Source organism: Cryobacterium sp. Y62 (genome assembly GCF_002929785.1).
GTDB lineage: Bacteria > Actinomycetota > Actinomycetes > Actinomycetales > Microbacteriaceae > Cryobacterium.
This window is the reverse complement of record NZ_PJJK01000071.1, coordinates 1-22889: the sequence shown is the minus strand read 5'-3', so window position 1 is coordinate 22889 and position 22889 is coordinate 1. Positions and strand designations below refer to the sequence as shown.

The following is a 22889-nucleotide window of genomic DNA, read 5'->3' as shown; positions in this document are numbered from 1 at the left end:
CGCCGGCGGCCTACCGGGCGCGGAAATGCCCATGCTCACCAGCGCCGTCCCACTCTCCCGCGCCGAACAGGAACTCCTCACGTCCTGGCAAGACCCCGGCACCTGGGACACCGGGCTGGGACGCGAATCCGACCCTCCCGGCCGCGGCAAGTTCCTCATCAAAGTCGGCGGCCACCCCGGCATCCCCGTCAAGGTCGAACTGATCGAATCAGAACGCGCCATCAACGACACCAACAAACTCTGGCACCCCGCATCCTCATTCCCCGAACCCAACGAGTCCAACCCCATCAGCGGACGGGGCAACGCCGACGACGCCCGGCATGACGTCGACGGCGAAGCTGACGGCGCAAAGGCCGAAGAGGACAGTGCAGCATGAGCGCATCGAACAGGCGAAACCAGAACGGCCTCGACGGGCAGACGATCATGCTGATCGTGTCCCTCACGCTCGTGGCCGTAACCCTGGGCACGGTGTGGGTGGCCGTGACGTGGGGCTCACAGCTGGACGGGGTCAACTCCGACCTGACCGGTGACCCGTTCGGACTGTTTTTCGGCGTGCTGGGAGGCTCCATAACCTGGCCGGCCTCCGCGACGTGGATCCTCGCGGCCACACTCGTCGCGGTCCTCGTTCTGGGCATTCTCGTCGCCGTGTCGGTGTCCCGTGCCCGGCGGCGCCGAAGCAACGTCGACGGAGCTGCAACGTACATGGGCAAGGGGCGCGATCTTCGCGCGCTGTCGGCCACAGGAGCGAAGGCCACCGCGCATCGTCTCGGCGTCACCGACTGGCTCGGCGTCCCCATCGGCATCACCGTTGCCGGAAGGCACAAGCTCTACGGATCTCCCGAAGATATGCACGTAGACATCTGGGGCCCCCGCACCGGCAAATCGACGAGCCGGGCGATTCCCGCGATCCTGTCCGCTCCAGGCGCAGTCCTCACGACGTCGAACAAACGTGACGTGCTCGACGCCACGCGAGACGTACGCGAAGCCGCAGGCGGCCGCACGTGGGCGTTCGACCCGCAACGCATCGCGCTCGAAGAACCAACCTGGTGGTGGAACCCACTCAGCTACGTCACCGACGACGTCAAGGCCGCGAAACTAGCCGAACACTTCGCCTCCGGCTCCCGGGCCGGCGACGCACGCGCCGACCCGTATTTCGACAACGCCGGCCAAGACCTCCTGGCCGGCTTCCTCCTCGCCGCAGCCCTCGCCGGCCTACCCATCACAAAGGTATTCACCTGGACGACCATGCCCGGCGAAGAAACACCCGTCGACATTCTTCGCGCACACGGCTACGACCAAATGGCCGACGCCGTCGCTGGGCAAGTCAACGGTGAAAGCCGACGCCGCGACAGCGTCTACGGGACAGCCGCACAAATGGCCTCGTGCTTGAAAGTACGCTCGATCGCCCAATGGGTCACCCCCCTGGGCGGCAACCTGGCCGGGGATTCCCGGCCGCAATTCGACCCACACGCGTTCGTCCGCAGCCACGACACCCTCTACAGCCTTTCCAAGGAAGGCAAGGGCACCGCGGGTCCGTTAGTCACCGCGCTCACCGCGGCGACCGTCGAAGCCGCCGAAGAGCTGGCCACGACACAAACCGGCGGACGCCTGGCGACTCCGCTGCTCGGCGTACTCGACGAAGCCGCCAACGTGTGCAGGTGGCACGGCCTCCCCGACCTATACTCCCACTACGGATCGCGCGGAATCGTCTTGATGACCATTCTGCAGTCCTGGTCCCAGGGCGTGGAAGTATGGGGCAGAGACGGGATGCGCAAGCTCTGGTCAGCCGCCAACATCGCCGTCTACGGCGGCGGCGTGAAGGAACCGGAATTCTTGAACGAACTCTCCCAAATGATCGGCGACTACGACAAACACACGACCTCGACCAACGTCGGCCGCGGCAACCGGTCAGCCTCCCACCAAGTGCAGCGGGAACGCACCCTGGACGTGGCGGATCTCGGGGCTTTGCCCCGCGGCCGCGCCGTGGTGTTCGCCTCGGGTGCCCCCGCGACGCTGATTGAAACGGTGCCCTGGATGCGCGGACAGCACGCGGATGCCGTAAAGGCATCGATCGCGGTACACGACCCCGCCAACCGGCCGGTGGTGTCGACCACCGCGGCTGCGTCGAGCACCACTGCGATGGTGCCTGCGCTGGGTGCGGGGTTGGATGCTGCGTCGGACCGGAAGGATGAACTGTGAGCGACCTCGATGAGTACCGCGACGATGAAGAAAAAACAGAAGCAGAAAAGGTCCAGCCTGAGCTCTTCCACGCCTCAGTTGATGAATTCGTACGTGACCGGCTCATCCACCTGTACAAGCGGAAAGTAGGACCGCAGAACGACGGCCGATACCGGTGGGCCGCCAACTGGTGGGCCTACCCAGAGGCCGTCAGCCGGCTCGAGTCGCTATGGCGCTCCTGGGAACACCTACGCCAAGACGGTGCAACAGGCATGAGCACCTGGTGGCGCGATCACGCCGACCACCACATGCCCATCCTCCTCGACCCAGAAGGACCCTTCAACAAATCAACAGACCGCAACAACCACGGCGACCCATTGCCCTACATTGCCCCACCAGAAGGGTTCTTCCCAGATATGCGAAAAACATGACAACCAAGGGTCAATGGTCACTCGGTGATGGCCTCATTCGGAAACCTCATGATCCGTCCGCTGGTGCCGGCGACCTTCGCCCCGGGCGAGAACAATGGGAAGACGACCGGGGAAGTGCCAGTCGAGCTCTACAACCAGACCGCCCTTCTCCTAGTGCCCGTGGCGGCGTGCGTTCTCGCGCTGAACCTCATCTTCGGCGTGCGGACGCGCCACGGCTGGTTGCCGATCGACGTGGGATCACCTCACGAAACGGAATAAATAACACGGTAAGCGTTGAATCTGCTCTTCCCGTGTTGGGTGAACGTCATTGTTGGCGGCCTGGAACCCACCCGCCGACATCGCGAAAGACCTCGGCATCTCCATCTCCATCTCCATCTCCATCTCCATCTCCACGATGTATCGGTGGGTATCGCCACCAACCGCTGGCTAAAGGGCGTAGCCGCGAGAATTGGTTTATGACTTCACCCGATGTTCTGAGCCGTACGCCGGGGATGGCAGGGGAGCTCCTTCGTCGGGGTAGACGCCTGGATTGGTTCACGCTGGGTTGGAAGGTCGTCGGGGTGGTCGTGCTTGCTGTACTTGCCTTCTCTACGTCGTCGGTCGCTCTGGCAGGATTCGGATTGGACAGCTTCATCGAGATCGGCGCGTCGACAGTCGTGTTATGGGAGCTGTCCGAGACGGGTGAGGCTCGGCAGCAGCGGGCCTTGCAACTGATCGGTATCGCCTTCGTTCTGCTGGCGGCTTACCTGCTGGTCCAGTCGATGGTGGCGTTGATCACGGGGCACCACGCCTCGCCCGGTGTTGGCGGGATCGCCTGGACGGCCGTGACAGCGATCGTGATGTTCACCCTCGCGGGTTTGAAAGGTCGAACCGGTCGGGCGCTGGGGAACCCGGTGCTGGCAACGGAGGCTCGCGTGACATTCGTCGATGGGCTCGTGGCCGTCGCTGTGCTCACGGACATCGTCTTGATCCTGGTGTTGGGGTGGTGGTGGGCGGATCCGGTGGCCGGTTTCGTCATCGTTTACTACGCCGTTCGGGAAGCCATTCACATCTTCCGACCGGGCCCGGAGTAGCCATGACTGAATGGTGGCAGATCCTCCTCAGCATCCTTCTGGGCCTCGTCGTGATCTGGTTAATCCTCGTGCTCGTGCTCTGGCAAGAGCAACGCAAACACCCGGGCAAGGCGTCCTTGCGACACCTGTTGCGCCTCGCCCCGGATGTGGCGTGGCTGCTCAAGCGCCTCGCGGTCGACCGGACGGTGCCTCTAGGTGTCCGGGTATGGCTGGTCGTGCTGCTGGTGTACCTGGTTTCCCCGATCGATCTCATCCCCGACTTCATCCCGATTCTTGGTTATGCCGATGACGCGATCGTCGTCGCGATCGCGCTGCGCTTTGCTACCCGCCAAGCGGGGAGTGCTGCGATCAAGCGACACTGGCCCGGGACCCCGGCCGGACTGCAGGCGGTGCTCCGCCTGGCCGGTTTACCCTCGTCCCCTGAGCCTCGACCCACCAGCAGTGGCGGCGACGGCCGATAACGCCAGACCACAGTCAATCACCGGTTTACACGCCCCGGAGCAGCCAGTCGTTGTCGGTGTTACTGCCGCCCCATCCGAAAGTGTAGTCATAACCGTCAGAAAACAGTGTTACCCCTGCCCGTTTGCTTCGAGAGGATGAATATCAAGAGGAAAACATCCGTTCGGCCGCTACAGGCCGATGACTGAATCGAAGGGGGACAAATCGTGAATCCGACAGTACATGCGATGCGTACCGTGCACAGTACCGCAGGTGACATTGCCCGTAATCTGTCCCTCGTTAGGGACGAGATCGCGGACACTGCGGCCAAAATTGACGAACAAGAGGTCGCCGCCCTGGCGGCCCATCTTGGCCAGACAGGCCGGGTGTTCATCGCCGGAGCGGGCCGGAGCGGTCTTGTCTTGCGTATGGCTGCCATGAGGCTGATGCACCTGGGCCTGACCGTCCACGTCGCCGGTGACACCACCACTCCCGCCATCAGTTCCGGCGACCTGCTCTTGGTGGCCTCCGGATCGGGAACGACCTCGGGAGTGGTCAAGTCAGCGGAAACAGCGGCGAAGGTCGGAGCGCGCATTGCCGCGTTCACCACCAACCCTGATTCGCCGCTCGCTGGACTCGCCGACGCGGTGGTGATCATTCCCGCCGCCCAGAAGACCGACCACGGCTCCAGCGTTTCACGCCAGTATGCCGGGTCCCTGTTCGAACAGGTACTTTTCCTCACCACCGAGGCCCTCTTCCAGTCGTTGTGGGACAACACCGATGACCCGGCCGAACAACTCTGGCTCAGGCACGCCAACCTCGAATAACCGAGGCGTCCACTTTCCACATTCACCGCGTTTCCCTACAGAAAGAAGCAACATCATGAAACTCCAAGTAGCTATGGACCTCCTCACGGTCGAAGATGCCCTCGAACTAGCCGGTCAGGTCGCCGAATACGTCGACATCATTGAGCTGGGCACCCCCCTGATCAAGGCCGCTGGTCTCTCCGCAGTTACCGCCGTCAAGACGGCGCACCCGGACAAGATCGTCTTCGCTGACATGAAGACCATGGACGCCGGAGAACTTGAGGCCGACATCGCCTTCAAGGCCGGCGCCGATCTAGTCACCATCCTCGGTGCCGCCGACGACTCGACCATTGCCGGCGCCGTCAAGGCAGCTAAGGCCCACAACAAGGGCATTGTCGTTGACCTTATCGGCGTGGTAGACAAGGTCACCCGCGCCAAGGAAGTCCGCGCGCTGGGTGCAAAGTTCGTCGAAATGCACGCAGGCCTGGACGAGCAGGCCAAGCCCGGTTATGACCTGAGCGGGCTGCTCCGCTCCGGAGAAGAGTCCCGCGTTCCGTTCTCCGTGGCGGGCGGCGTGAACCTCTCCACGATCGAGGCAGTCCAGCGCGCCGGCGCCGATGTCGCCGTAGCCGGCGGCGCCATCTACGGCGCGGCCGACCCCGCCCTGGCAGCGAAGAATCTCCGCGACGCCATCCGCTAGCCCGTCCATTGGCGGTGGCGTCTCACAAAGCCGCGAGATGCCACCCCGGGGGTGCTGCACCTGTAATTCCTGGCCCGCATTCCCGGGATTTTTTTGACCCCTGGCGCTCCCAGTCACCCCACATGGATTCCTAGGAAAGAAGTTCTCTACTATGCGCAGCCACGCCACCGAGCGTTTGGAAGTGCTTGTCACCGAGCCTGGTCGACTTCACGAAGTCCTCAACGATGCAGAGGCCGAGCTCCGGCAAGCAGCGATGGCCCAACGGTGTGCCGGCATCCTGGCCACCCGTCACAATGCAGGCCGTTACACCCTTGAACTCAGCGACACAGTTCCTTTTGGGGAGACTTGGGAGCAGACACTCTCCTGAACATTGGTAGACGGCCCTTCCGGGCTCGGTGTACCGTCACCGGAGTCCGGTGCTATGTGCCAGGGCGATGGCCTCGGTGCGGGAGCCGACGTCGAGCTTCCTGAATAGGTTCCGCACATGGAACTTGACCGTATTCTCGCTGATGGCCAGTGTCGAAGCGATGGTGCGGTTGCGTTCTCCAGCCACAAGGTGTTGGAGTACTTCGAGCTCCCGGGGAGCAAGGTTCCAAGCCGTGACATCCCGGGCCAGGCGGGCGGGGGGGTCCAGGGGGAGCGTCACGAAGACGTCTGTACCCCAGCCCGACATGATGTCGATCTGCAGGTTTCCGGTGAGCGCCTGCACCCGGCGGTCCAGGCGAATGATGCTTGGTGCATCGGCGGCGAGCGTACCGCGGCCGTTGTCTCGTACATTGATGAGCAAGTTCTCCCCATCGCAGTCCCACTGCGTCCGGACCCTGCTGACGTCGGGCTGTTCCATCATGGCCAGAAGGAGTCCGCGAACGATGGCGCGCGCCGCGTGGGCAACTTCACCGGGCAAGTCCCTTCCATTGAGCGGTGGCTCGATGAACTCGACCTCAAGACCGCTGAAGCGTGTGAGCGGTCGCAGGTCCTCCCGAAGGCGCTCGAAGGCTGTGGCGACGGGTTCTTTCACCAGGTCATTCGTGCGGTCGCTGAGGGTGCGGAGCTCGACCAGAGCTTTGGCGGTAAGGTCAATGACGGCTGAGTGGGCTGATGCATCGTCCGAGCGCAGCGCTGCCAGGAGGATCTCCAGAGTCGTGGAGTGCAGATCCGTGAGTTCCGCCGTCACGCGAATACGTTCAGCCGAGGCCGCCCGGGATTCCAGCAGGTACGACGGCGGCGCATCGTCCACTTTCTCACGGATCCGCCGTGCAGCAATGCGCCACAGATACATCACCAAATCCAGCTCGGCGGCGTGCTGTGGATCGGTCGGCTGAGGGTCCGTTAGCACGAGGAGGGCATTGCTGGAGGCGTGTTTCAGGGCGAGTATAGGGCGGTGTCGCCCGGCGAGCTCGGCTTCTCCAAACCAGGGAGTCTCGTCGGAAAGGGCAGCGCGAAGCGCGCCAAGCTCGACGATGGAGACCCTGGAGATGATGTCTTCATCGCCGGCCTTCTTCTGCGGCCGCCCCGTGCAGTCTTCAGTGAAGATGATCAGCGCGCTGCTTCCCAGGTAGGGAAGTATGGCATTACGCAGCCCTTTTGCTATCTGGGTCAAGGGGGCGTCGGCCAGTTCCGCCACGGCCCGCAAAAGTGGCCACGGCAGGTCCGATAGAGGCACGTGGATTGCTTTGACGCTCTGGTCGATGGGTGCGCTCATGTGCACACACTACCGGGTTGAAAAAATTCCAGCCTATCCCAAAGTGTAGTCAGAACCGTCAGAAAACAGTGTTACCCCTGCCCATTTGTTTAGAGATCGTGGATATCAAGCAGAAGCATCCGTTCGACCGCTACAGGCCGATCATCGAATCAAAGGGGATTAATCGTGAATCCGACAGCTACCTTTTCCAGCACAACAGAGTCAGAAATACTGACTTGGACGTCCGAGGACCGGCGCGCCGTGGACACGATTCGGGTTTTGGCCGCGGACGCCGTAGAGAAGGTCGGCAACGGCCACCCTGGCACCGCCATGAGCCTTGCCCCGGCCGCCTACCTTCTTTTCCAGAAGCTCATGCGACATGACCCGACGGACCCCGACTGGATGGGTCGCGACCGTTTCATCCTGTCCCCTGGGCACAGCTCACTGACCCTGTACATCCAGTTGTTCCTGTCGGGCTGCGGGCTGGAGCTCGGCGACCTGGAAGCCTTGCGCACCTGGGGCTCGCTGACGCCCGGACACCCGGAGTATAAGCACACCAAGGGTGTGGAAATCACCACCGGCCCCCTCGGCCAGGGCCTGGCCTCGTCAGTGGGCTTCGCCTACTCTCAGCGCCGGATGCGCGGGCTCATGGACCCCGACGCCGCCCCCGGCACCAGCCCGTTTGACCACACCATCTGGGTTATTGCTTCCGACGGCGATATGCAGGAAGGCGTCACGGCCGAGGCATCCTCCCTGGCCGGGCATCAGGAACTGGGCAACCTCGTGGTCGTCTATGACGAGAACCACATCTCCATCGAGGACGACACCGACATCGCCTTCACTGAAGACGTTCTCAAACGCTACGAGTCCTATGGCTGGCACACCCAGCGCGTGGACTGGACCGAGACGGGCACGTACGTTGAAGACGTAGAAGGCCTCCACTCAGCCCTGCTAGCTGCGAAAGCCGAGACCTCCAAACCGTCCATCATCTCCCTGCGCACGATCATCGGCTACCCCTCGCCTAAGAAGCAGAACACGGGTGCCATCCACGGGTCCGCTCTGGGTGCCACCGAAGTGGCGGCGCTGAAAGCTGAACTCGGATTCGACGTGGACAAAAGCTTCGACGTCGACCCGGCAATCCTCGCCCACACCCGCAGAGTCATCGACCGTGGAGCGGAAGCCCGTGCGGAATGGACCACCAATTTCAACGCATGGAAGTCGGCCAACCCGAAAAACGCTGCCCTGCTTGAGCGCATCGAAAAAAAGGAACTTCCGGCCGGCTGGGAAGCGAATCTTCCCACCTTTGAACCCGGCAAAGACATCTCCACCCGCGCAGCGTCCGGTAAAGTCCTCAACAGCATCGGCAGCGTGCTTCCCGAACTCTGGGGCGGCTCATGCGACCTTGCCGGCTCTAACAACACGACCATCGAGGGATATGGGTCTTTCGTGCCGGTTTCCAAGCAGACCGACACGTGGTCCGGCAGCCCCTACGGCCGGGTACTGCACTATGGAATTCGCGAACACGCAGCCGCCTCCATCGTCAACGGCATTCACCTGGGCGGTCCCACCCGGGCCTTCTCGGGCACCTTCTTGATTTTCAGCGACTACCAGCGCCCTGCCATACGCCTGAGCGCGCTGATGGGGGTCCCATCTATTTACGTGTGGTCACACGACTCGATCGGCCTCGGCGAGGACGGCCCCACCCACCAGCCTGTGGAGCAGCTCGCTACTCTGCGCGCCATCCCGGGACTCGACGTAGTTCGCCCCGGCGATGCGAACGAGGTTACCGCCTCCTGGAAGAAGATCCTGGAAACCACGGACAACCCTGCCGGTATTGTGCTCACCCGTCAGAACATTCCCACCTACGCCCGGGGCACGGGCGTAGCGACCTCCACTGAATTTGGCTCAGCCGACGGAGTGGCCAGGGGGGGATACGTGCTGGCTGAAGCCGTTGCTGTCGGCTCCGTGACCACCGCTCAGGTCATCCTGATCGCGACCGGTTCGGAGGTCCAGCTCGCCGTTGAAGCCCGCAAAGCACTGGCCGCCGAGGGCATCGCCGCCCGCGTGGTCTCCATGCCGTGCGTCGAGTGGTTCAACAAGCAGGACGCCGCCTACCGCGAGTCCGTGCTGCCAGCCGCCGTCACGGCCCGCGTATCCGTTGAGGCGGGTCTTGCTTTGGGCTGGAAGGAATTCGTCGGCGACGCCGGCCGTTCCATCAGCCTTGAACACTTCGGTGCCTCGGCAGACTACCAACGCCTGTTCCAGGAGTTCGGTATCACGGTGCCGGCAGTCGTCGCCGCAGCCAAGGTTTCCCGCGCCGCTGCACGCAACTAACCACTGTTTTCGAAGAAAGAAGCTCAAGTCATGACACAGTCAACTCCCACCGCACAGCTTTCCGACGCCGGCGTGTCCATCTGGTTGGACGATCTCTCCCGCGAACGGCTCTCCAGCGGTAGCCTGCAGAAACTCATCGACAAAAAAAACGTCGTCGGCGTCACCACCAACCCGTCCATTTTCCAGGCCGCGATCACGTCTGGCACGGACTATGACGCCAAGATCGCCGAACTTGCGGCGAGGGGCAGCAGCCTCGATGAGACAATCTTCGAGATCACCACCACCGACGTCGCCGACGCTTGCGACCTCTTCGCCCCGGTTGCCGCCGCCACCAAGGGCGTCGACGGCCGTGTCTCGATCGAGGTCGACCCCCGCCTCGCCTGGAATACCGAAGGGACGATCGCCGAGGCCAAGCAGCTTTACAAGAAAGTCGGTAAGGATAACGTCCTCATCAAGATCCCGGCAACGATCGAAGGCCTACCGGCCATCACGGCGACCCTGGCCGAAGGCATCAGCGTCAACGTCACCCTGATCTTTTCGCTGGAGCGATACCGCGCAGTTATCAACGCCTTTCAGTCTGGTCTGAAACTGGCCATGGAAAACGGCCATGACCTCTCCAAGGTCCACTCGGTGGCATCGTTCTTCGTCTCCCGAGTGGACACCGAGATTGACAAGCGCCTCGACGCCATCGGCACCGTCCAGGCCAAGGCGCTCAAGGGCAAGGCAGGTGTTGCCAATGCCCGCCTCGCCTACCAGGTCTACGAAGAGCTGTTCTCCACCGAGCGATGGGCAGTCCTAGCCGAAACCGGCGCACTGCCTCAGCGTCCTCTGTGGGCCTCCACCGGCGTCAAAGACCCCGCCTACCCCGACACCCTGTACGTCACCGGTCTGGCTGCTACCGGCGTCGTGAACACCATGCCGGAAAAGACACTCGACGCGACCTTCGACCACGGCGTAGTCACCGGTGACACCATCACCGGCACCTACGAGGAAGCAGACGGCGTGCTCAATGCCCTCGAAGGCCTCGGCATCTCCTACACCGAGGTCGTCGCCCTCCTGGAATCCGAAGGACTGGACAAGTTCGTAGCCAGCTGGAAGGAACTCCTGGCCGACGTGGAAAGCGCCCTCGCCACCGCCCGGGAAGGCATCTTAACTCTCTGATCACTCTCAGCTACGACGCTACCGGTGCTGCGCAGCAGGCTATCGAACAGCACATCGCGGCGCTTGTAGTAAACCGGAGTGACACCAGGATTTTCACGAAGGACCACACTCTGTGTTGTCCCGATGCCGGATTCGAATCCGCCATCCGTCTCGGCGGAGTGGAGACCCGCGGGTCTCCACTCCCCGGTCGCCGAGATCAAACGAGCAGCGGGCGTAATCCCGGGCCCTGATCTACAAGCTCTGACCGCTACCGAAAGGCAGACACCATGCCCATTTCACCCTTGAAGTGCTGCATCAACCCCAGCATCCTTTCAGCCGACTTCGTCAACCTCCAAGCCGAATTGGCCCGCATCAGCAATGCCGATGCCGTCCACGTCGACGTCATGGATAACCACTTCGTGCCGAACCTCACCATTGGATTGCCGGTGGTGGAACGGCTGCAAAAGGTCAGCCCAGTGCCGTTGGACGTCCACCTGATGATTTCCGATGTCGACCGCTGGGCGCCGTCCTATGCCGATGCCGGGGTGGACTCGGTGACCTTCCATGTGGAGGCGTCGAGCGCACCCATCAAGCTGGCCCGCGAGCTGCGGGCCAGGGGGACCAAGGCGGGCATGGCGCTGCGCCCGGCCACGAGCGTGGAACCGTACCTGCACATGCTCACGGAGCTGGACATGTTACTGATCATGACGGTGGAGCCCGGTTTTGGCGGGCAGTCGTTCCTGGATGTTGTGCTGCCCAAGATCCGCCGTGCCCGGGAGGCTGTCGAGGGTTCAGGGGTCGACGTGGCCATTCAGGTCGACGGCGGCATCACCGAAGAAACCATCACGCGGGCCGCGGAGGCGGGTGCCAACGTCTTCGTCGCCGGGTCGGCCGTCTACGGCAAGTCCTCGCCTGCGGACGCCATTGCGTCACTGCGCGACGCAGGTCAGCTTGCCTTCACAGCAACAACTCTCCACCCCAGCCACACGTAATAACCCCTACAAGTCTGAAGGACCACTCATGCGCGTTCACATCGCAACCGACCATGCCGGCATGGAGCTCAGTTCCCACCTCATCACAGCACTGGCAGCCAAAGGCTACGAGATGGTGGACCACGGCCCCACGGCCTACGACGCCGAAGACGACTATCCGGCATTCTGCATCACTGCCGCGTCCGCCGTCGTGGCCGACCAAGCCGCGGGCGTGGACGCCCTCGGGATAGTGTTGGGCGGCTCGGGCAACGGCGAGCAGATCTCTGCGAACAAGGTCACAGGCGTACGCGCGGCCCTGGCCTGGAACCTCGAAACGGCAAAACTGGCACGCGAACACAACGATGCGAACGTGGTGGCCTTAGGGGGTCGGCAGCACACCGCCGAGGAGGCCACTGAACTGATCGAAGCATTCCTGGCCGAGCCCTTCCGCAATGCCGAGCGCCACGTGCGACGCATCGGCCAGATCACCGCGTACGAGACTCAGCCAAACAAGACCGCGGCTTCGTCGTAACGCTCCTGCGGAACAACCTTCAGCTGCCCCAGAGCCGCATCGAAGCCCACGTGTTCGATGCCGGTTCCCTTGAGCGCCACCATGGTCCCCCACAATCCCTCCGCCAGCGAGTCGATGGCAGCCATGCCCAGACGAGTTGCGAGGACCCGGTCAAAGGCCGACGGCACGCCGCCGCGCTGGATGTGACCAAGGATGGTGGCGCGGGTTTCGATCCCGGTCCGAGCCTCCAGCTCCGGGGCCAGCTGGTCCGCGATGCCGCCCAGGCGGGGACGACCAAAGGTATCCAGGCCGCGCTCAGAGTACGGGGTTTCCATGTGCTCCGGAACAAACCCTTCGGCAACCACGACAAGTGGTGCGCGCCCGCGGGTGTGAGCTTGTTTCACCCAGTGGGTGATCTGGTCGATGCTGACCTTCTGCTCCGGGATGAGGATGGCGTGGGCACCAGCCGCCATGCCTGCGTGCAGCGCAATCCATCCCACGTGCCGCCCCATGACTTCTGCGATCATGCACCGGTGATGGGATTCTGCGGTGGTCCCCAGCCTGTCGATGGCTTCCGTCGCAATGTGCACGGCGGTGTCGAAACCGAAGCTGTAGTCCGTCGCATCAAGGTCGTTGTCCACAGTCTTAGGAACACCCACGATTTTCAGTCCTGCGTCCGTGAGCCGCTTCGCCGCAGCAAGGGTTCCCTCCCCGCCAATCGCAATGATGGCGTCAATGCCCAGCCGGCGCATGTGGTCTCGGATGACATCGGGGCCGCCGCCGTTTTCAAACGGATTGGTGCGCGAGGTGCCAAGAATAGTGCCACCCTGCTTGGCGATCCCCCAGACCAGGGTCCGGGGGATGCTGATGATGTCGCCCTCGATCACACCGCGCCAGCCGTCAAGGAAACCGACGAACTCGTGGCCGTGAACGGCAATCCCCTTAAGTACGGCGCCGCGGATGACCGCGTTCAGTCCAGGGCAATCGCCACCGCTGGTGAGAATTCCAATTTTCATGTTTCGGCTCACAGGGCTCACAGGGTGGCAAGCACGGACATGGCCTCCCGAACAACATCAGTCGCGGGGAAGAACGGGCGGTACACACCAGCCATCTCGTCCATTACGCGGATTACCTGGCAGCTGTAACCGAACTCGTTGTCATACCAGACGTAGAGAATCAGGGTCTTGTCCGTTGAAACGGTGGCGAGTCCGTCGACAATGCCGGTACGACGGGAACCAACGAAATCGGTGGAGACTACCTCGGGTGAGTCAATGTAGTCGATCTGCTCGCGCAGGTCCGAATGCAGCGACATCTCACGAAGGTAATCATTCACCTCGTCCCTGGTCGTTGTGGTCTCGAGGCTGAGGTTCAAGATGGCCAGGGAGACGTCCGGCGTGGGGACCCGGATAGCACTGCCCGTGAGCTTGCCCAGCAGTTCGGGCAGCGCCTTGGCCACTGCCTTGGCGGCACCGGTCTCGGTGATCACCATGTTCAATGCGGCGGAACGGCCGCGCCGGGCACCCTCATGGAAGTTATCGATCAAGTTCTGGTCATTGGTAAACGAGTGGACGGTTTCCACGTGGCCGTGGACCACCCCGAACCTGTCATTTATAGCCTTTAGCACCGGAGTGATGGCGTTCGTGGTGCAGGACGCCGCCGACACGATCCGGTCCGCGTCAGTGATGGTGTCGTGGTTAATGCCGTAGACGATGTTTTTCAGCGAACCGTCGCCCGGAGCGGTCAGCAGTACCCGTGCAACACCCGTGCTCTGCAGGTGCTGGGACAGCCCTTCGGCATCACGCCAGCGGCCGGTGTTATCCACCACCAGGGCATTCGTGATGCCGTAGGCAGTGTAGTCAACGGTGGCAGGGTTGTCCGAGTAGATGACCTGTACCTGCACCCCGTTGGCCGTGATGGTATTGGCATCCTCGTCGATCCGGATGGTGCCGTCAAAGGAACCGTGAACCGAGTCACGGCGCAGCAGACTGGCACGCTTGGACAGGTCGTTGTCAGACCCGCGACGCACCACAATGGCGCGCAGGCGAAGACCATGACCGCCGCCGACCTTTTCAATCAACAAGCGGGCCAGGAGCCGGCCGATCCGGCCGAAGCCGTAAAGCACGACGTCAGTGCTGGTACCGTCCTGGCCACCGTGCTTGCCCACAATTCCGGCGAGCTCGGCACGGAGGAACTCCTCCAAGGTGGCACCGTTGCCATCTTCTATGAACTTCTGGTTCAGGCGCGCAATATCGATCACGGCCGAACCGAGCTGCAATTTCGCCAAAGTGTTCAGTAACGGAAAAGTCTCCTCCGGGAGCAATTCGTCCTTACCGATCCGGCGCGCGAAGCGGTGCGCCTTGAGGATGTTCATTGTGGAGTTGTTGATCAAACTCCGGCCATGAATGCTGATCAGCACGTTGTCTTCGCGGTACAGGCGGCCGATCACCGGAATCATGGCCTCGGCGAGGGCCTCCCGGCCCATCCATGCATCGAGACAAGAAGCTGAGGTTTGTCGCATCGGACTGCCTTTCCAGAAAAAGAAGCGATCGCTCCATCCTCCTATCAATTGCGGATAGGGGAAACGCTAATTCAGATGGTTTGAACCACCCGTTTAGGTAGGTAAATCTGGAATTTGCCAATAACGCTGCTACACCATATGGTTTCGTATTACACCAGCGAATGTAGTAGTCAAGCGAATCGCGTTCGGTGGATGCACCGCGGGAGCACTCACTACACTGGCCGGCTCGTACATCAGGCCAGGAGCAGTCCGTACCGGCGATGCCCGCCCGAAGTTGGCGTTTTGACTCTCGTGGTAGACCGTGCGATTTGATGAGTAGCCCTAAGGCAGTGCACCATTTCAATTGACCAGCGACTCCAACCGACATCTCTCAACTCGACCGCGACCGAGATCCACGGTGCATGGGAACGATTCGTGCAGGGAGAGAACGATGTCTGCGGTGTGAGGCCAGAAGTGGCGATCTCGTGGCAGCGATCCAGGGATCAGTACCACATCGACCCGTTTCTGTCCGAGGCCCCTAACGCGGTCTCACAGGTCACGCACTCCCTCGATCAAGATGTCGTGTTCGCAGAGCTGGGTTTTCGCGCCGCCGCCATGGCAAACGAGCTAGCCAACGACGGAGGCGTTATCACCGTCGCCGACGCCAGTGGCAGGATTCTGGCCGCCTGGGGTGACAAGAACACCCGCTCAATCGCGACTGAGGGCGGCCTCGCGCCATGGTACTGCTGGTCAGAGGGCGCGGTGGGCACGAACAGCATGGGCACCGCACTCGAAACCAAGCACGCGGTTCTGATCAGGCAATCGGAGCACTGGGCCCAGGCCTTCCACGAATGGTCCTGCGGAGGCGTCGCGGTGCGGGACGTGGTGGGCGGGGAACCACTCGCCGTCCTGAATATCTCGTGTTGGCGCACTGAACTGCCACCATCCTCGCGGAAATGGCTGGAGAACGCTGCCACCCACGCCCAGAACAGTTTGCGCAAGCGCGCCCACGACAGCGGCAGTGAGATGCTCGCCGCTTTTTCCCACGCCGGGGGACGGCCGAACGAGTCACTCGTCGCCGTCGACACGGCAGGTGGGGTGGTGATCGCCGACGACGCGGCGAGCATCATTCTCGGCGTACCCGGCAACACCCCCGCAGTCAACCCCGCAGTGCGCTGGACTCCGCAGCTCCCGTCATTCATCCACGCTGCCCGCTATGCCACCAAGCGGGCGAGCTCAGACTCGGAATGGACGGGCTCAACGCAGATCCGCACCACTCGGGCTGACGAACCGTTATCGATCGGAATTCGCCCCGTCTTCCTGCACCGCACTGTGATTGGACACCTGATCTCGTTCGGTGGCTTCGCTGGCGAGCAGTTCCGACAGGCAGAAACAGGCGGGGTCTTGCTGGGACAGTCCCGTCGAATAGTGGCCCTCCGCGAGGAAAATCGTCTGGTGCTGCTCGCGACCTCAGAGGTCGCAGTCGCCGAATCAGACGGCAGCGACGTGTGGCTTCTCACGAATGAAGGCAAGCTGCGGGCTGCTCTGTCCGGCTTGGACAAACTCGACAACGATCTGGCCGATACCGGTGTTTTCTTGCGAGTACACCGCCAGTATCTTGTCAATCTCACCCGAATTCGAGAGGTGGAACGCAGAGACAAGGGCGAACTGGTCCTGGTCATGGATAATCGCGAGAACACCAGGGTGCCGGTATCCCGGCGAAACGTGAGCGCGGTACGTCGTGCGCTGAACATTTAGGGACTCACGCCAGTTTATTCGTCGCGCTGAGCCCCTCAGCGTTGGTGCACTTCGCAGGCGCAGTACATGTTTCGACACGTGAAGCAAACGGGCATCATCGTGCAGAGCGGACAGACATCGCAGCTGACTGGCTCTGTGTGCCGGTCGACATCCACCGACGGGTAGGGCTCCCGGCAGTGGTAGCACAGCGGCCGCGCACTGTCTTCTCCCCGGTTGCGCACGGCGATGCTCGACATCAGAAGTCGCCGATGCCCGTGAACATCAGGCCCGACATCAGCAGAACACCGATTCCGGTCAGCAGATCCGGACGGACGCTGAAGGGGACGAGGTTGACGGCCGTTTTACCGATCGCGTGTCCGGCGAACGACAGGATCGCGGTGGTGACTCCGAACAGCAAGGGCGCAATCCATATCGTTCCGCCTACGAGGCCGAGGGCCGCGCCCCCGGCCACATTGTCGAGGCTCAACGGCACGGGCAGCCAGCGTCGAGCGATCTTCATGTCCGGGTCCACACGCTTGGGTGACCGGATCGATTTGATGACGAGATAGAGGCCGTATCCGGCCAGGACGGCCGCACCGATCATCTCGGCCGTGTCGGAGATCTTGGTGCTCACGAACGCGCCGACAAGCATCCCGACGAGCGGTGCCACGCCATCCCAGAGGCCGAAGTATACGGACGTCTTAAGGGACTCGCGCCAGGTTGGTTTGAGTAGTCCGAGCACAATCGATGTGCGAAAGTTGTCCATACCGAGGACGAATCCGAGCGCTATCAGCGCTATCATTATGCGCCTTTCAATATGGTTTCGGAGAGCTGGACGGGCGTTGTCGCGGACTTCCCCCGCGTACCGGCGGTCGTCCGTTTCTTGGTGCGGATCAGTTTCGAGCGGGGTATCAGCGAGCCGTCCTGCGGCCGCATCGGGTCGTTTGCTGTCGCCACCGCCGCTTCGACCAGCCAGTGGTCGGGAGAGAGGTGACAGACCGGGTCAGTCCGGGCGGCGTCGCCCGTGAGCGCAAAGGCCTGACAGCGACAGCCGCCGAAGTCGATGTCCTTACGGAAACAGCTACGGCACGGGTCCGGCATCCACGCGTCGCCGCGGTACTGCTGAAACAGTGGTGAGTCCTCCCAGATCCATTCCAGAGAGTGCTCGCGCACGGTGGCAGGGGCTAGCTCAAGGGAGCGGGCCAAGTCGTGGGCGGCCGGGCATGGCAGCGCCTCACCATTGGGCACCACGGTGAACTGGCGACTGGCCCAGCCGTCCATGCAGGGCTTGGGGTACTTGCTGTAGTAGTCGGGGATGACGTAGATGATCTCGATCTTGTCCCCAAGCCGCTCTCGAGCCTCCCGCACTACCGCCTCCGCGCGTTCCAGCTGGTCCCTGGTCGGCAGCAACTCGTCGCGGTTGTGCGCTGCCCAGCCGGCATACTGCGTGTTTGCCAGCTCTATACGGTCGGCCCCCATCTCCACCGCCATATCGAGGGTTCGGTCGATCCGGTCGATGTTCCGCCGGTGCAGCACAACGTTGAGGGTGAGTGGCCAGCCCAACTGCTTGATGAGTCGCGCGGCCACCTTCTTGCGCTCGAACGAGGTCGTGCCGGCGATCTGGTCGGACAGGGCTTGATCATCGGCCTGGATGCTGAGCTGCACGTGGTCGAGGCCTGCGTCGCGGAGTTGCTCGGCGCGACGAGTGGATAAGCCAATCCCGCTCGTGATCAAGTTGGTGTACAGGCCGAGCTGGGTGGCGTACTGCACCAAGTCGACGATGTCGTGGCGCTGCAGCGGCTCGCCGCCCGAGAGGTGCAGCTGAAGCACACCTAGGTCGGCGGCTTCCGCAAATACTCGTTGCCACTCCTCGGTACTCAGTTCGTCACGATAGTTGTCGAGCTGGAGCGGATTGGAGCAGTAGGCGCATTGCAGCGGACAGGCGTATGTAAGCTCAGCGAGCAGTCCGTAGGGCTTATCCATGATTTACCTCCATGCCATGCTTGGTGACGAGAAGGGTCACGAAGCGTTGAACGTCACCGTCGGCGACCTGGTCGTATCGGCTGCGCAGCTCGGCACTGATCTCTGCGACAGTCCGCTGGGCGTCGCACAGCTCCACGATCGCAGCGCCGGTGGCGTTGATGGCCCAAACCGTCTCGGGTAAGAGCAGCGCGTATTGCCCGCGTGCGGCGTTGAATACCAGCCGCACGTGCGGCGCCAATCGCGGCCGGGCGGCCTCCTCAGTGATTTCCATAGCCCTGGTCAATCGCATCGAGCATGCCCCACAACACGTCGCACTTGAAGGACAGCGCCGCCACCGCGGCTGCCTGCGTTTCTGGGGTGACGCAGTGCTTCCGCACGATCGCAAGACCGTGCTCTGAATCGCGGGGCGCCTGGGTAATGCGAGTCCGGAAGTAGGCGAGACCCTCTGGGTTGATCCAGGTGTAGTAGCGTTCGAATGCCGAGAGCCGCTCTGCCATCAGGTCGGGTGCAAACATCTCGGTCAGCGACGATGCCACCGCCTCCACCCATGGCCGGGTACGCGTGAAGGTGACGTACGCATCGACGGCGAATCGCACACCGGGGAGCAGGTATCGTGAGTCCTCGACCTCCTCACGGGTCAAGCCAACGGCCTCGCCCAGACGCAGCCACGACTCCATTCCGCCGGTTCCCTCGGTGGTGCCGTCGTGGTCAATGATGCGCTGCACCCAGCGGCGCCGTACCTCACGGTCTGGGCAGCTGCTGAGGATCGCCCCATCCTTCCGGGGAATGTTCACCTGGTAGTAGAAGCGATTAGCCACCCACCCCCGTATCTCCTCGGGGGTGGACTGTCCCTCGTTCATCCGACGATGGAACGGATGCTCGCTGTGGTACTGCTTGGCGTGCGCGCGGAGCGACTCCTCCAGTTCATCGGGTGTGAGTACTGCCGCCATCATTGCTCCTTAGATCTCTAGTTCCAGGCCGTCCACGGCGACTTCCATGCCATGCCGGTCGAGGTACAGTCGCTCCGGCGAGTCGTCGAGCAAGATCGGATTGGTGTTGTTGATATGGATGTAGATCTTGCGATCGATGGGTAACGGCGACAGCAGCTCCAGGCTGCCGCCCGGCCCATCGATCGGTACATGTCCCATGTCACGCGAGGTCTTGCTGGCCAGGCCGAGGCTGGGCAACTCGTCATCACGCCAGCAGGTGCCATCAACCAGCAAGGTGGAGCAGTCCGTCAACTCCTCGAGAATGTCGGGCGTGAGCTGATGCACGCACGGGAGGTAGACCAAACTTCGACGGCTGGTGGTGTCGGTGACGCGGTAGCCAACGACCCGACCTTTCACGGCAGCCCCGGTGAAGCGCATCCGCTTCGTGGTGGGGACGTCGAAAGCGCAATACGACAGCCCCCCGCTTAGCAGCACCTCGGTGCCGGGGACCACCGGTCGCCACGTGACCGGACAATACTCTTCGAGCGTTCGCAGTATCCCGGTTCCGGTGATGAGGGTCTCGTACACCGACTCCGTCGCGTGCACCTCGAGTCCGCGACCCTCCCGCATCAGAAGCAGACCGAGCGTGTGGTCGAGCTCAGCGTCGGTGAGCAGAACAGCCTGAATCCGAGCCACTTTGCCGTCGTCGGTATGTAGAGCGGGGAAAGACTCTATGTGTGACTGGACGTCCGGTGAGGCGTTGAACAGGAACCACTGCTGCCGGTCAGCGCTCACCGCGATGGACGACTGAGAGCGTGGGATGCAGGGTCGCGAGCCGCTTCGTACCGCGCGGCACTGAGGGCATGCGCAGTTCCACTGCGGGAACCCTCCGCCGGCTGCCGATCCCAGTATGCGTGCCCACATCACCATCGCATCCTTTCGCTCTGCCATCTGGTGGGGTGCCCGCCAAGTTAGCCTGGCACCCCACCAGATCGCTTACATATCCAGGGTGCCCGCGTAAGCGGTTACCTCAGCTGACACGCGGATTTCCGCGAGCGTGGGCGATTCCCACTTCGGCAGATTGTTGTCTACGATCATGTTTGTTTTCTCCTTTCAATCTCTGGATGGGTATTGGGATATCAATCAGCCGGGCAGGGCGAAGGCGATCAACGCGCTGCCATGGCCCGCGCCGAGCATCCCGGGGATAATGCCTTCGAGCCATCCACCCCAACCGACTGGAACGACGACGTACTGCTTGCCATCGACGCTGTAGGTCGAGCAGCTGCCGTGATGGCCGCTCCCACACTGGAACTCCCACAACTTCTCACCGGTTCGGGCGTCCAGAGCGACAAACTCACCGGTCGGGGTGCCCGCGAACACCAGGTCACCTGCCGTAGCAAGCACGGACGCGGCCATGGGGTAGTCGATGCGCCAACGCCACTTCTCCTCGCCATGGCTGTCGAACGCACTGACCGACCCGGCCATGTCGTCGATGTCCACCTGAACACCAGCGCCCCAATACGGCATGCTCTCCTTGAACTCCCGACGCCGCCTAGTCGCGGTAGCGCCCACGTCGGCCACTGGCACGTAAAACATGTCGGTTTTCGGACTGTACGCCGCGTGCGTCCATTCCTTCGCACCGGCCGGGCCGGGGTAGAAATGGACCGGTTCGCCCTCCTTGTCCGGGTACTTCCGTGGAGTCACCTTCCCGTCTCGGGTGATGACACCCCAGTCGATCCGGTCCACGAAGGGAGTGACGTGTTGCAGCTCACCGTTGGTGCGATCCAGCACGAAGAAGTAGCCGTTCTTATCAAAGTGACCCAGCAGCTTCTTGCCATCCCGCTCGAACAGGGTCATCTCCATCGTGGAGTCGTAGTCCCACAGGTCGTGCGGAGTGAACTGGTAGTGCCACTTGATCTCTCCTGAGTCGACGTCCAGCGCGATAACACTGTCGGTATAGAGGTTGTCTCCCTCGCGAACCCCGCCGTCGAAATCGGGTGCCGGGTTGCCCGTGCCCGCGTAGTACAGGTTTGTCTCCGGGTCATACGTACCAGTAACCCAGTGGTTCCCACCACCGCGCTGCCAGGCCTCACCGTCAGCGGGCCAGGTTTCCGAGCCTGGTTCGCCAGGCTTAGGCACGGTGTACCTGCGCCAGCGCTGCTCGCCCGTCTCCAGGTCCCAAGCGTCGATGTGGCCACGCACACCGAACTCTCCGCCGGCGCTGCCAGTGATGAGCATGTCCTTGATGACCGTCGGAGCGAGCGAGGCACTCTCACCCGCGCGCACGTCGCCGATGGTCTTCTGCCACACCCTCTCGCCGTTGGTTGCGTCCAACGCCAGCAGCTGGGCGTTCGGGGTCACGAAGTAGACCTTTCCATTGGCCACCGCGCATCCTCGGTTGACGTTGCCACAACAGAGCGAAACATCGTAGGGCACCGCATGCTTGTAGCGCCAGAGTTCCTTGCCCGTCGCCGCGTCGAGAGCCCAGAACCAGCCATCCCAGCCGGTGACGAACATGACGCCATCCACGATCAATGGGCAGGTCTCGAACGCGTACGTCGACGCACCAGCAATCTGACCAGACTGCCCAGCCTGGAAGATCCAGGCAGGGCTGATCTTGCTCACGTTCTCGGTGTTGATCTGGTCAAGCAGGCTGTACCGCTGCCCGTCATAGGCACCGTAGTAGGTGAGCCAGTTATGCGACTCCGAACGCGCCTTCAGGAGACGTTCGTAATCGACGTTGTCCGTCACCGCGGGCGCGATACCGGGCACGGCGCTCAGCGCGGTATGGTTGATCGCCTCGCCAGCGTCCACATATTCGAGTGTCATCGGTTCAATCCCTTTCTATGGGCGGGGCTGGTCGGGGCGGTCGAGCCGGGCTTCCGGGGGTACCTCGCCGCGCACAACGATTGCAGCGGTCAGACCGCGGCCCTCGTCGTTGCCTCCCGGCGAGCTGTACCAGTAGTAGCCCGGGCTATCCAGGCTGATCTTCGCCCGGCCCTTCGAGTGGTTCACCAACCAGAGGAACTTCTGGTCGCCATTACTCGGCAGCAGGCAGGCGTGCGTGTTCTTGTCATCGTTGATGATCGTCAGTTCAAGATCACCGCCGTGCGGCAGGACCAGGATCGCTGGTTCCCATTGGATCTCGTCTTCCTCGATCCGGATCGTCGCCTCCATGGTGCCGTCAGCACGCTCGGTCGCCTCAGCGATGGAGCCGGTCGCCAGCACTCGACCCATGGACGCCTTGTTCTGTCCGTCCAAGCCGAGCCTGACCAGTAGATCAGCGCGTTCTTCAACAATAAATTCTGCAGTAACTAGTTCTTCAGTAATCACCACTGGACATCATCTCCTCATTGAAATCACATACGTGTTACCCGAACTCCGTGCGCAACAGGCAGCTTCAGAGTCCGCTCGCTCATCCGAGCCAGTTGAGAGATAACCGTATGCCCACTCGAACTCCGACGGCCAGGCACGACCGCT

The 22889-nt window shown here is 62.4% G+C and carries 23 protein-coding genes and 2 pseudogenes; 14 read left to right on the top strand and 11 right to left on the bottom strand.

Features of this window, described 5'->3' with window-relative positions:
- The 8 genes and pseudogenes from CXY71_RS21720 to hxlA all read left to right on the top strand — a co-directional run.
- A pseudogene (locus CXY71_RS21720) lies at window positions 1–376 on the top strand (ATP/GTP-binding protein); the annotation flags it as partial.
- Window positions 373–2199 carry a type IV secretory system conjugative DNA transfer family protein gene (locus tag CXY71_RS02310; protein WP_104134096.1) on the top strand — a complete coding sequence of 609 codons (1827 nt, stop codon included), beginning with the start codon at window positions 373–375 and terminating at the stop codon, window positions 2197–2199. The pseudogene CXY71_RS21720 and the gene CXY71_RS02310, both read left to right, overlap by 4 nt.
- Window positions 2196–2609: a DUF4913 domain-containing protein gene (locus tag CXY71_RS02305; protein WP_104134095.1), complete on the top strand. Its 414-nt coding sequence runs from the start codon at window positions 2196–2198 to the stop codon at window positions 2607–2609. Before CXY71_RS02310 ends, CXY71_RS02305 begins: the two co-directional genes overlap by 4 nt.
- A 48-nt stretch (window positions 2610–2657) precedes the next feature.
- Entirely contained in the window at window positions 2658–2867 is a 210-nt protein-coding gene (locus CXY71_RS02300; protein ID WP_146072719.1) for a hypothetical protein, read from the top strand.
- A gap of 197 nt (window positions 2868–3064) precedes the next feature.
- Window positions 3065–3682, top strand: a complete 618-nt coding sequence (locus tag CXY71_RS02295; RefSeq protein ID WP_233204345.1) for a cation transporter — start codon at window positions 3065–3067, stop codon at window positions 3680–3682.
- A gap of 2 nt (window positions 3683–3684) precedes the next feature.
- Window positions 3685–4143, top strand: coding sequence for a YkvA family protein (locus CXY71_RS02290; protein ID WP_104134093.1), 459 nt, complete (start codon window positions 3685–3687; stop codon window positions 4141–4143).
- A gap of 225 nt (window positions 4144–4368) precedes the next feature.
- Window positions 4369–4947: a 6-phospho-3-hexuloisomerase gene (hxlB, locus tag CXY71_RS02285; RefSeq protein ID WP_104134092.1), complete on the top strand. Its 579-nt coding sequence runs from the start codon at window positions 4369–4371 to the stop codon at window positions 4945–4947.
- A gap of 55 nt (window positions 4948–5002) precedes the next feature.
- Window positions 5003–5626: a 3-hexulose-6-phosphate synthase gene (hxlA, locus tag CXY71_RS02280; protein WP_104134091.1), complete on the top strand. Its 624-nt coding sequence runs from the start codon at window positions 5003–5005 to the stop codon at window positions 5624–5626.
- A 403-nt stretch (window positions 5627–6029) separates the two neighbouring features.
- Here hxlA and CXY71_RS02270 read toward each other — a convergent pair whose 3' ends face one another.
- Complete coding sequence (locus tag CXY71_RS02270; protein WP_199184177.1) at window positions 6030–7328, bottom strand: LuxR C-terminal-related transcriptional regulator; 1299 nt, start codon at window positions 7326–7328, stop codon at window positions 6030–6032.
- A 165-nt stretch (window positions 7329–7493) separates the two neighbouring features.
- On the opposite strand from CXY71_RS02270, the gene tkt reads away from it, so the two are divergent.
- The 5 genes and pseudogenes from tkt (at window position 7494) to CXY71_RS02245 (ending at window position 12284) form a co-directional block, all read left to right on the top strand.
- Entirely contained in the window at window positions 7494–9641 is a 2148-nt protein-coding gene (gene tkt / locus CXY71_RS02265) for a transketolase (RefSeq protein ID WP_199184175.1), read from the top strand.
- Window positions 9642–9671: 30 nt separating this feature from the next.
- A complete protein-coding gene (tal, locus tag CXY71_RS02260; protein WP_104134089.1) occupies window positions 9672–10802 on the top strand; it encodes a transaldolase in 1131 nt (376 codons plus the stop codon).
- Window positions 10799–10966, top strand: a pseudogene (locus CXY71_RS21715) (glucose-6-phosphate isomerase); the annotation flags it as partial. The gene tal and the pseudogene CXY71_RS21715, both read left to right, overlap by 4 nt.
- A 102-nt stretch (window positions 10967–11068) precedes the next feature.
- Window positions 11069–11773, top strand: coding sequence for a ribulose-phosphate 3-epimerase (rpe, locus tag CXY71_RS02250; RefSeq protein ID WP_104134088.1), 705 nt, complete (start codon window positions 11069–11071; stop codon window positions 11771–11773).
- Window positions 11774–11801: 28 nt separating this feature from the next.
- Window positions 11802–12284, top strand: a complete 483-nt coding sequence (locus CXY71_RS02245) for a ribose-5-phosphate isomerase (RefSeq protein ID WP_104134087.1) — start codon at window positions 11802–11804, stop codon at window positions 12282–12284.
- Here the strand turns inward: CXY71_RS02245 and CXY71_RS02240 are convergent.
- Window positions 12254–13279, bottom strand: a complete 1026-nt coding sequence (locus CXY71_RS02240; protein WP_104134086.1) for an ATP-dependent 6-phosphofructokinase — start codon at window positions 13277–13279, stop codon at window positions 12254–12256. The genes CXY71_RS02245 and CXY71_RS02240 overlap by 31 nt on opposite strands.
- A 17-nt stretch (window positions 13280–13296) precedes the next feature.
- Window positions 13297–14781 carry a glyceraldehyde-3-phosphate dehydrogenase gene (locus CXY71_RS02235; RefSeq protein ID WP_104134085.1) on the bottom strand — a complete coding sequence of 495 codons (1485 nt, stop codon included), beginning with the start codon at window positions 14779–14781 and terminating at the stop codon, window positions 13297–13299.
- A gap of 453 nt (window positions 14782–15234) precedes the next feature.
- On the opposite strand from CXY71_RS02235, the gene CXY71_RS02230 reads away from it, so the two are divergent.
- Entirely contained in the window at window positions 15235–16518 is a 1284-nt protein-coding gene (locus CXY71_RS02230; protein WP_199184173.1) for a DNA-binding protein, read from the top strand.
- A 235-nt stretch (window positions 16519–16753) separates the two neighbouring features.
- Here CXY71_RS02230 and CXY71_RS02220 read toward each other — a convergent pair whose 3' ends face one another.
- The 8 genes from CXY71_RS02220 to CXY71_RS02185 form a co-directional block, all read right to left on the bottom strand.
- On the bottom strand, window positions 16754–17299 hold the full coding sequence (locus CXY71_RS02220; RefSeq protein WP_104134082.1) for a manganese efflux pump: 546 nt from the start codon (window positions 17297–17299) through the stop codon (window positions 16754–16756).
- The gene (gene pqqE / locus CXY71_RS02215) at window positions 17299–18480 is read right to left on the bottom strand and encodes a pyrroloquinoline quinone biosynthesis protein PqqE (protein WP_104134081.1); all 1182 of its coding nucleotides are present in this window, start codon (window positions 18478–18480) and stop codon (window positions 17299–17301) included. Before pqqE ends, CXY71_RS02220 begins: the two co-directional genes overlap by 1 nt.
- Entirely contained in the window at window positions 18473–18751 is a 279-nt protein-coding gene (pqqD, locus tag CXY71_RS02210; RefSeq protein WP_104134080.1) for a pyrroloquinoline quinone biosynthesis peptide chaperone PqqD, read from the bottom strand. Before pqqD ends, pqqE begins: the two co-directional genes overlap by 8 nt.
- A complete protein-coding gene (gene pqqC, locus CXY71_RS02205; RefSeq protein ID WP_104134079.1) occupies window positions 18738–19433 on the bottom strand; it encodes a pyrroloquinoline-quinone synthase PqqC in 696 nt (231 codons plus the stop codon). Before pqqC ends, pqqD begins: the two co-directional genes overlap by 14 nt.
- Before the next feature lie 6 nt (window positions 19434–19439).
- Window positions 19440–20333: a pyrroloquinoline quinone biosynthesis protein PqqB gene (gene pqqB / locus CXY71_RS02200; protein ID WP_104134098.1), complete on the bottom strand. Its 894-nt coding sequence runs from the start codon at window positions 20331–20333 to the stop codon at window positions 19440–19442.
- Window positions 20334–20405: 72 nt separating this feature from the next.
- Window positions 20406–20507, bottom strand: a complete 102-nt coding sequence (pqqA, locus tag CXY71_RS22535) for a pyrroloquinoline quinone precursor peptide PqqA (protein WP_104134078.1) — start codon at window positions 20505–20507, stop codon at window positions 20406–20408.
- 45 nt (window positions 20508–20552) lie between these two features.
- Window positions 20553–22238, bottom strand: coding sequence for a PQQ-dependent dehydrogenase, methanol/ethanol family (locus CXY71_RS02190; RefSeq protein WP_104134077.1), 1686 nt, complete (start codon window positions 22236–22238; stop codon window positions 20553–20555).
- Between the two features lie 15 nt (window positions 22239–22253).
- Window positions 22254–22745, bottom strand: a complete 492-nt coding sequence (locus tag CXY71_RS02185) for an MSMEG_3727 family PQQ-associated protein (protein WP_199184168.1) — start codon at window positions 22743–22745, stop codon at window positions 22254–22256.
- Window positions 22746–22889: the final 144 nt, after the last annotated feature.

What these genes read in the sequence shown, in the direction of transcription:
- CXY71_RS02310 (WP_104134096.1), top strand. Translation starts at nt 373, where the DNA reads ATGAGCGCATCGAACAGGCGAAACCAGAACGGCCTCGACGGGCAGACG.
- CXY71_RS02300 (WP_146072719.1), top strand. Translation starts at nt 2,658, where the DNA reads ATGATCCGTCCGCTGGTGCCGGCGACCTTCGCCCCGGGCGAGAACAAT.
- CXY71_RS02295 (WP_233204345.1), top strand. Translation starts at nt 3,065, where the DNA reads ATGACTTCACCCGATGTTCTGAGCCGTACGCCGGGGATGGCAGGGGAG.
- CXY71_RS02290 (WP_104134093.1), top strand. Translation starts at nt 3,685, where the DNA reads ATGACTGAATGGTGGCAGATCCTCCTCAGCATCCTTCTGGGCCTCGTC.
- hxlB (WP_104134092.1), top strand. Translation starts at nt 4,369, where the DNA reads ATGCGTACCGTGCACAGTACCGCAGGTGACATTGCCCGTAATCTGTCC.
- hxlA (WP_104134091.1), top strand. Translation starts at nt 5,003, where the DNA reads ATGAAACTCCAAGTAGCTATGGACCTCCTCACGGTCGAAGATGCCCTC.
- CXY71_RS02270 (WP_199184177.1), bottom strand. Translation starts at nt 7,328, where the DNA reads ATGAGCGCACCCATCGACCAGAGCGTCAAAGCAATCCACGTGCCTCTA.
- tal (WP_104134089.1), top strand. Translation starts at nt 9,672, where the DNA reads ATGACACAGTCAACTCCCACCGCACAGCTTTCCGACGCCGGCGTGTCC.
- rpe (WP_104134088.1), top strand. Translation starts at nt 11,069, where the DNA reads ATGCCCATTTCACCCTTGAAGTGCTGCATCAACCCCAGCATCCTTTCA.
- CXY71_RS02245 (WP_104134087.1), top strand. Translation starts at nt 11,802, where the DNA reads ATGCGCGTTCACATCGCAACCGACCATGCCGGCATGGAGCTCAGTTCC.
- CXY71_RS02240 (WP_104134086.1), bottom strand. Translation starts at nt 13,279, where the DNA reads ATGAAAATTGGAATTCTCACCAGCGGTGGCGATTGCCCTGGACTGAAC.
- CXY71_RS02235 (WP_104134085.1), bottom strand. Translation starts at nt 14,781, where the DNA reads ATGCGACAAACCTCAGCTTCTTGTCTCGATGCATGGATGGGCCGGGAG.
- CXY71_RS02220 (WP_104134082.1), bottom strand. Translation starts at nt 17,299, where the DNA reads ATGATAGCGCTGATAGCGCTCGGATTCGTCCTCGGTATGGACAACTTT.
- pqqE (WP_104134081.1), bottom strand. Translation starts at nt 18,480, where the DNA reads ATGGATAAGCCCTACGGACTGCTCGCTGAGCTTACATACGCCTGTCCG.
- pqqD (WP_104134080.1), bottom strand. Translation starts at nt 18,751, where the DNA reads ATGGAAATCACTGAGGAGGCCGCCCGGCCGCGATTGGCGCCGCACGTG.
- pqqC (WP_104134079.1), bottom strand. Translation starts at nt 19,433, where the DNA reads ATGATGGCGGCAGTACTCACACCCGATGAACTGGAGGAGTCGCTCCGC.
- pqqB (WP_104134098.1), bottom strand. Translation starts at nt 20,333, where the DNA reads ATGTGGGCACGCATACTGGGATCGGCAGCCGGCGGAGGGTTCCCGCAG.
- pqqA (WP_104134078.1), bottom strand. Translation starts at nt 20,507, where the DNA reads ATGATCGTAGACAACAATCTGCCGAAGTGGGAATCGCCCACGCTCGCG.
- CXY71_RS02190 (WP_104134077.1), bottom strand. Translation starts at nt 22,238, where the DNA reads ATGACACTCGAATATGTGGACGCTGGCGAGGCGATCAACCATACCGCG.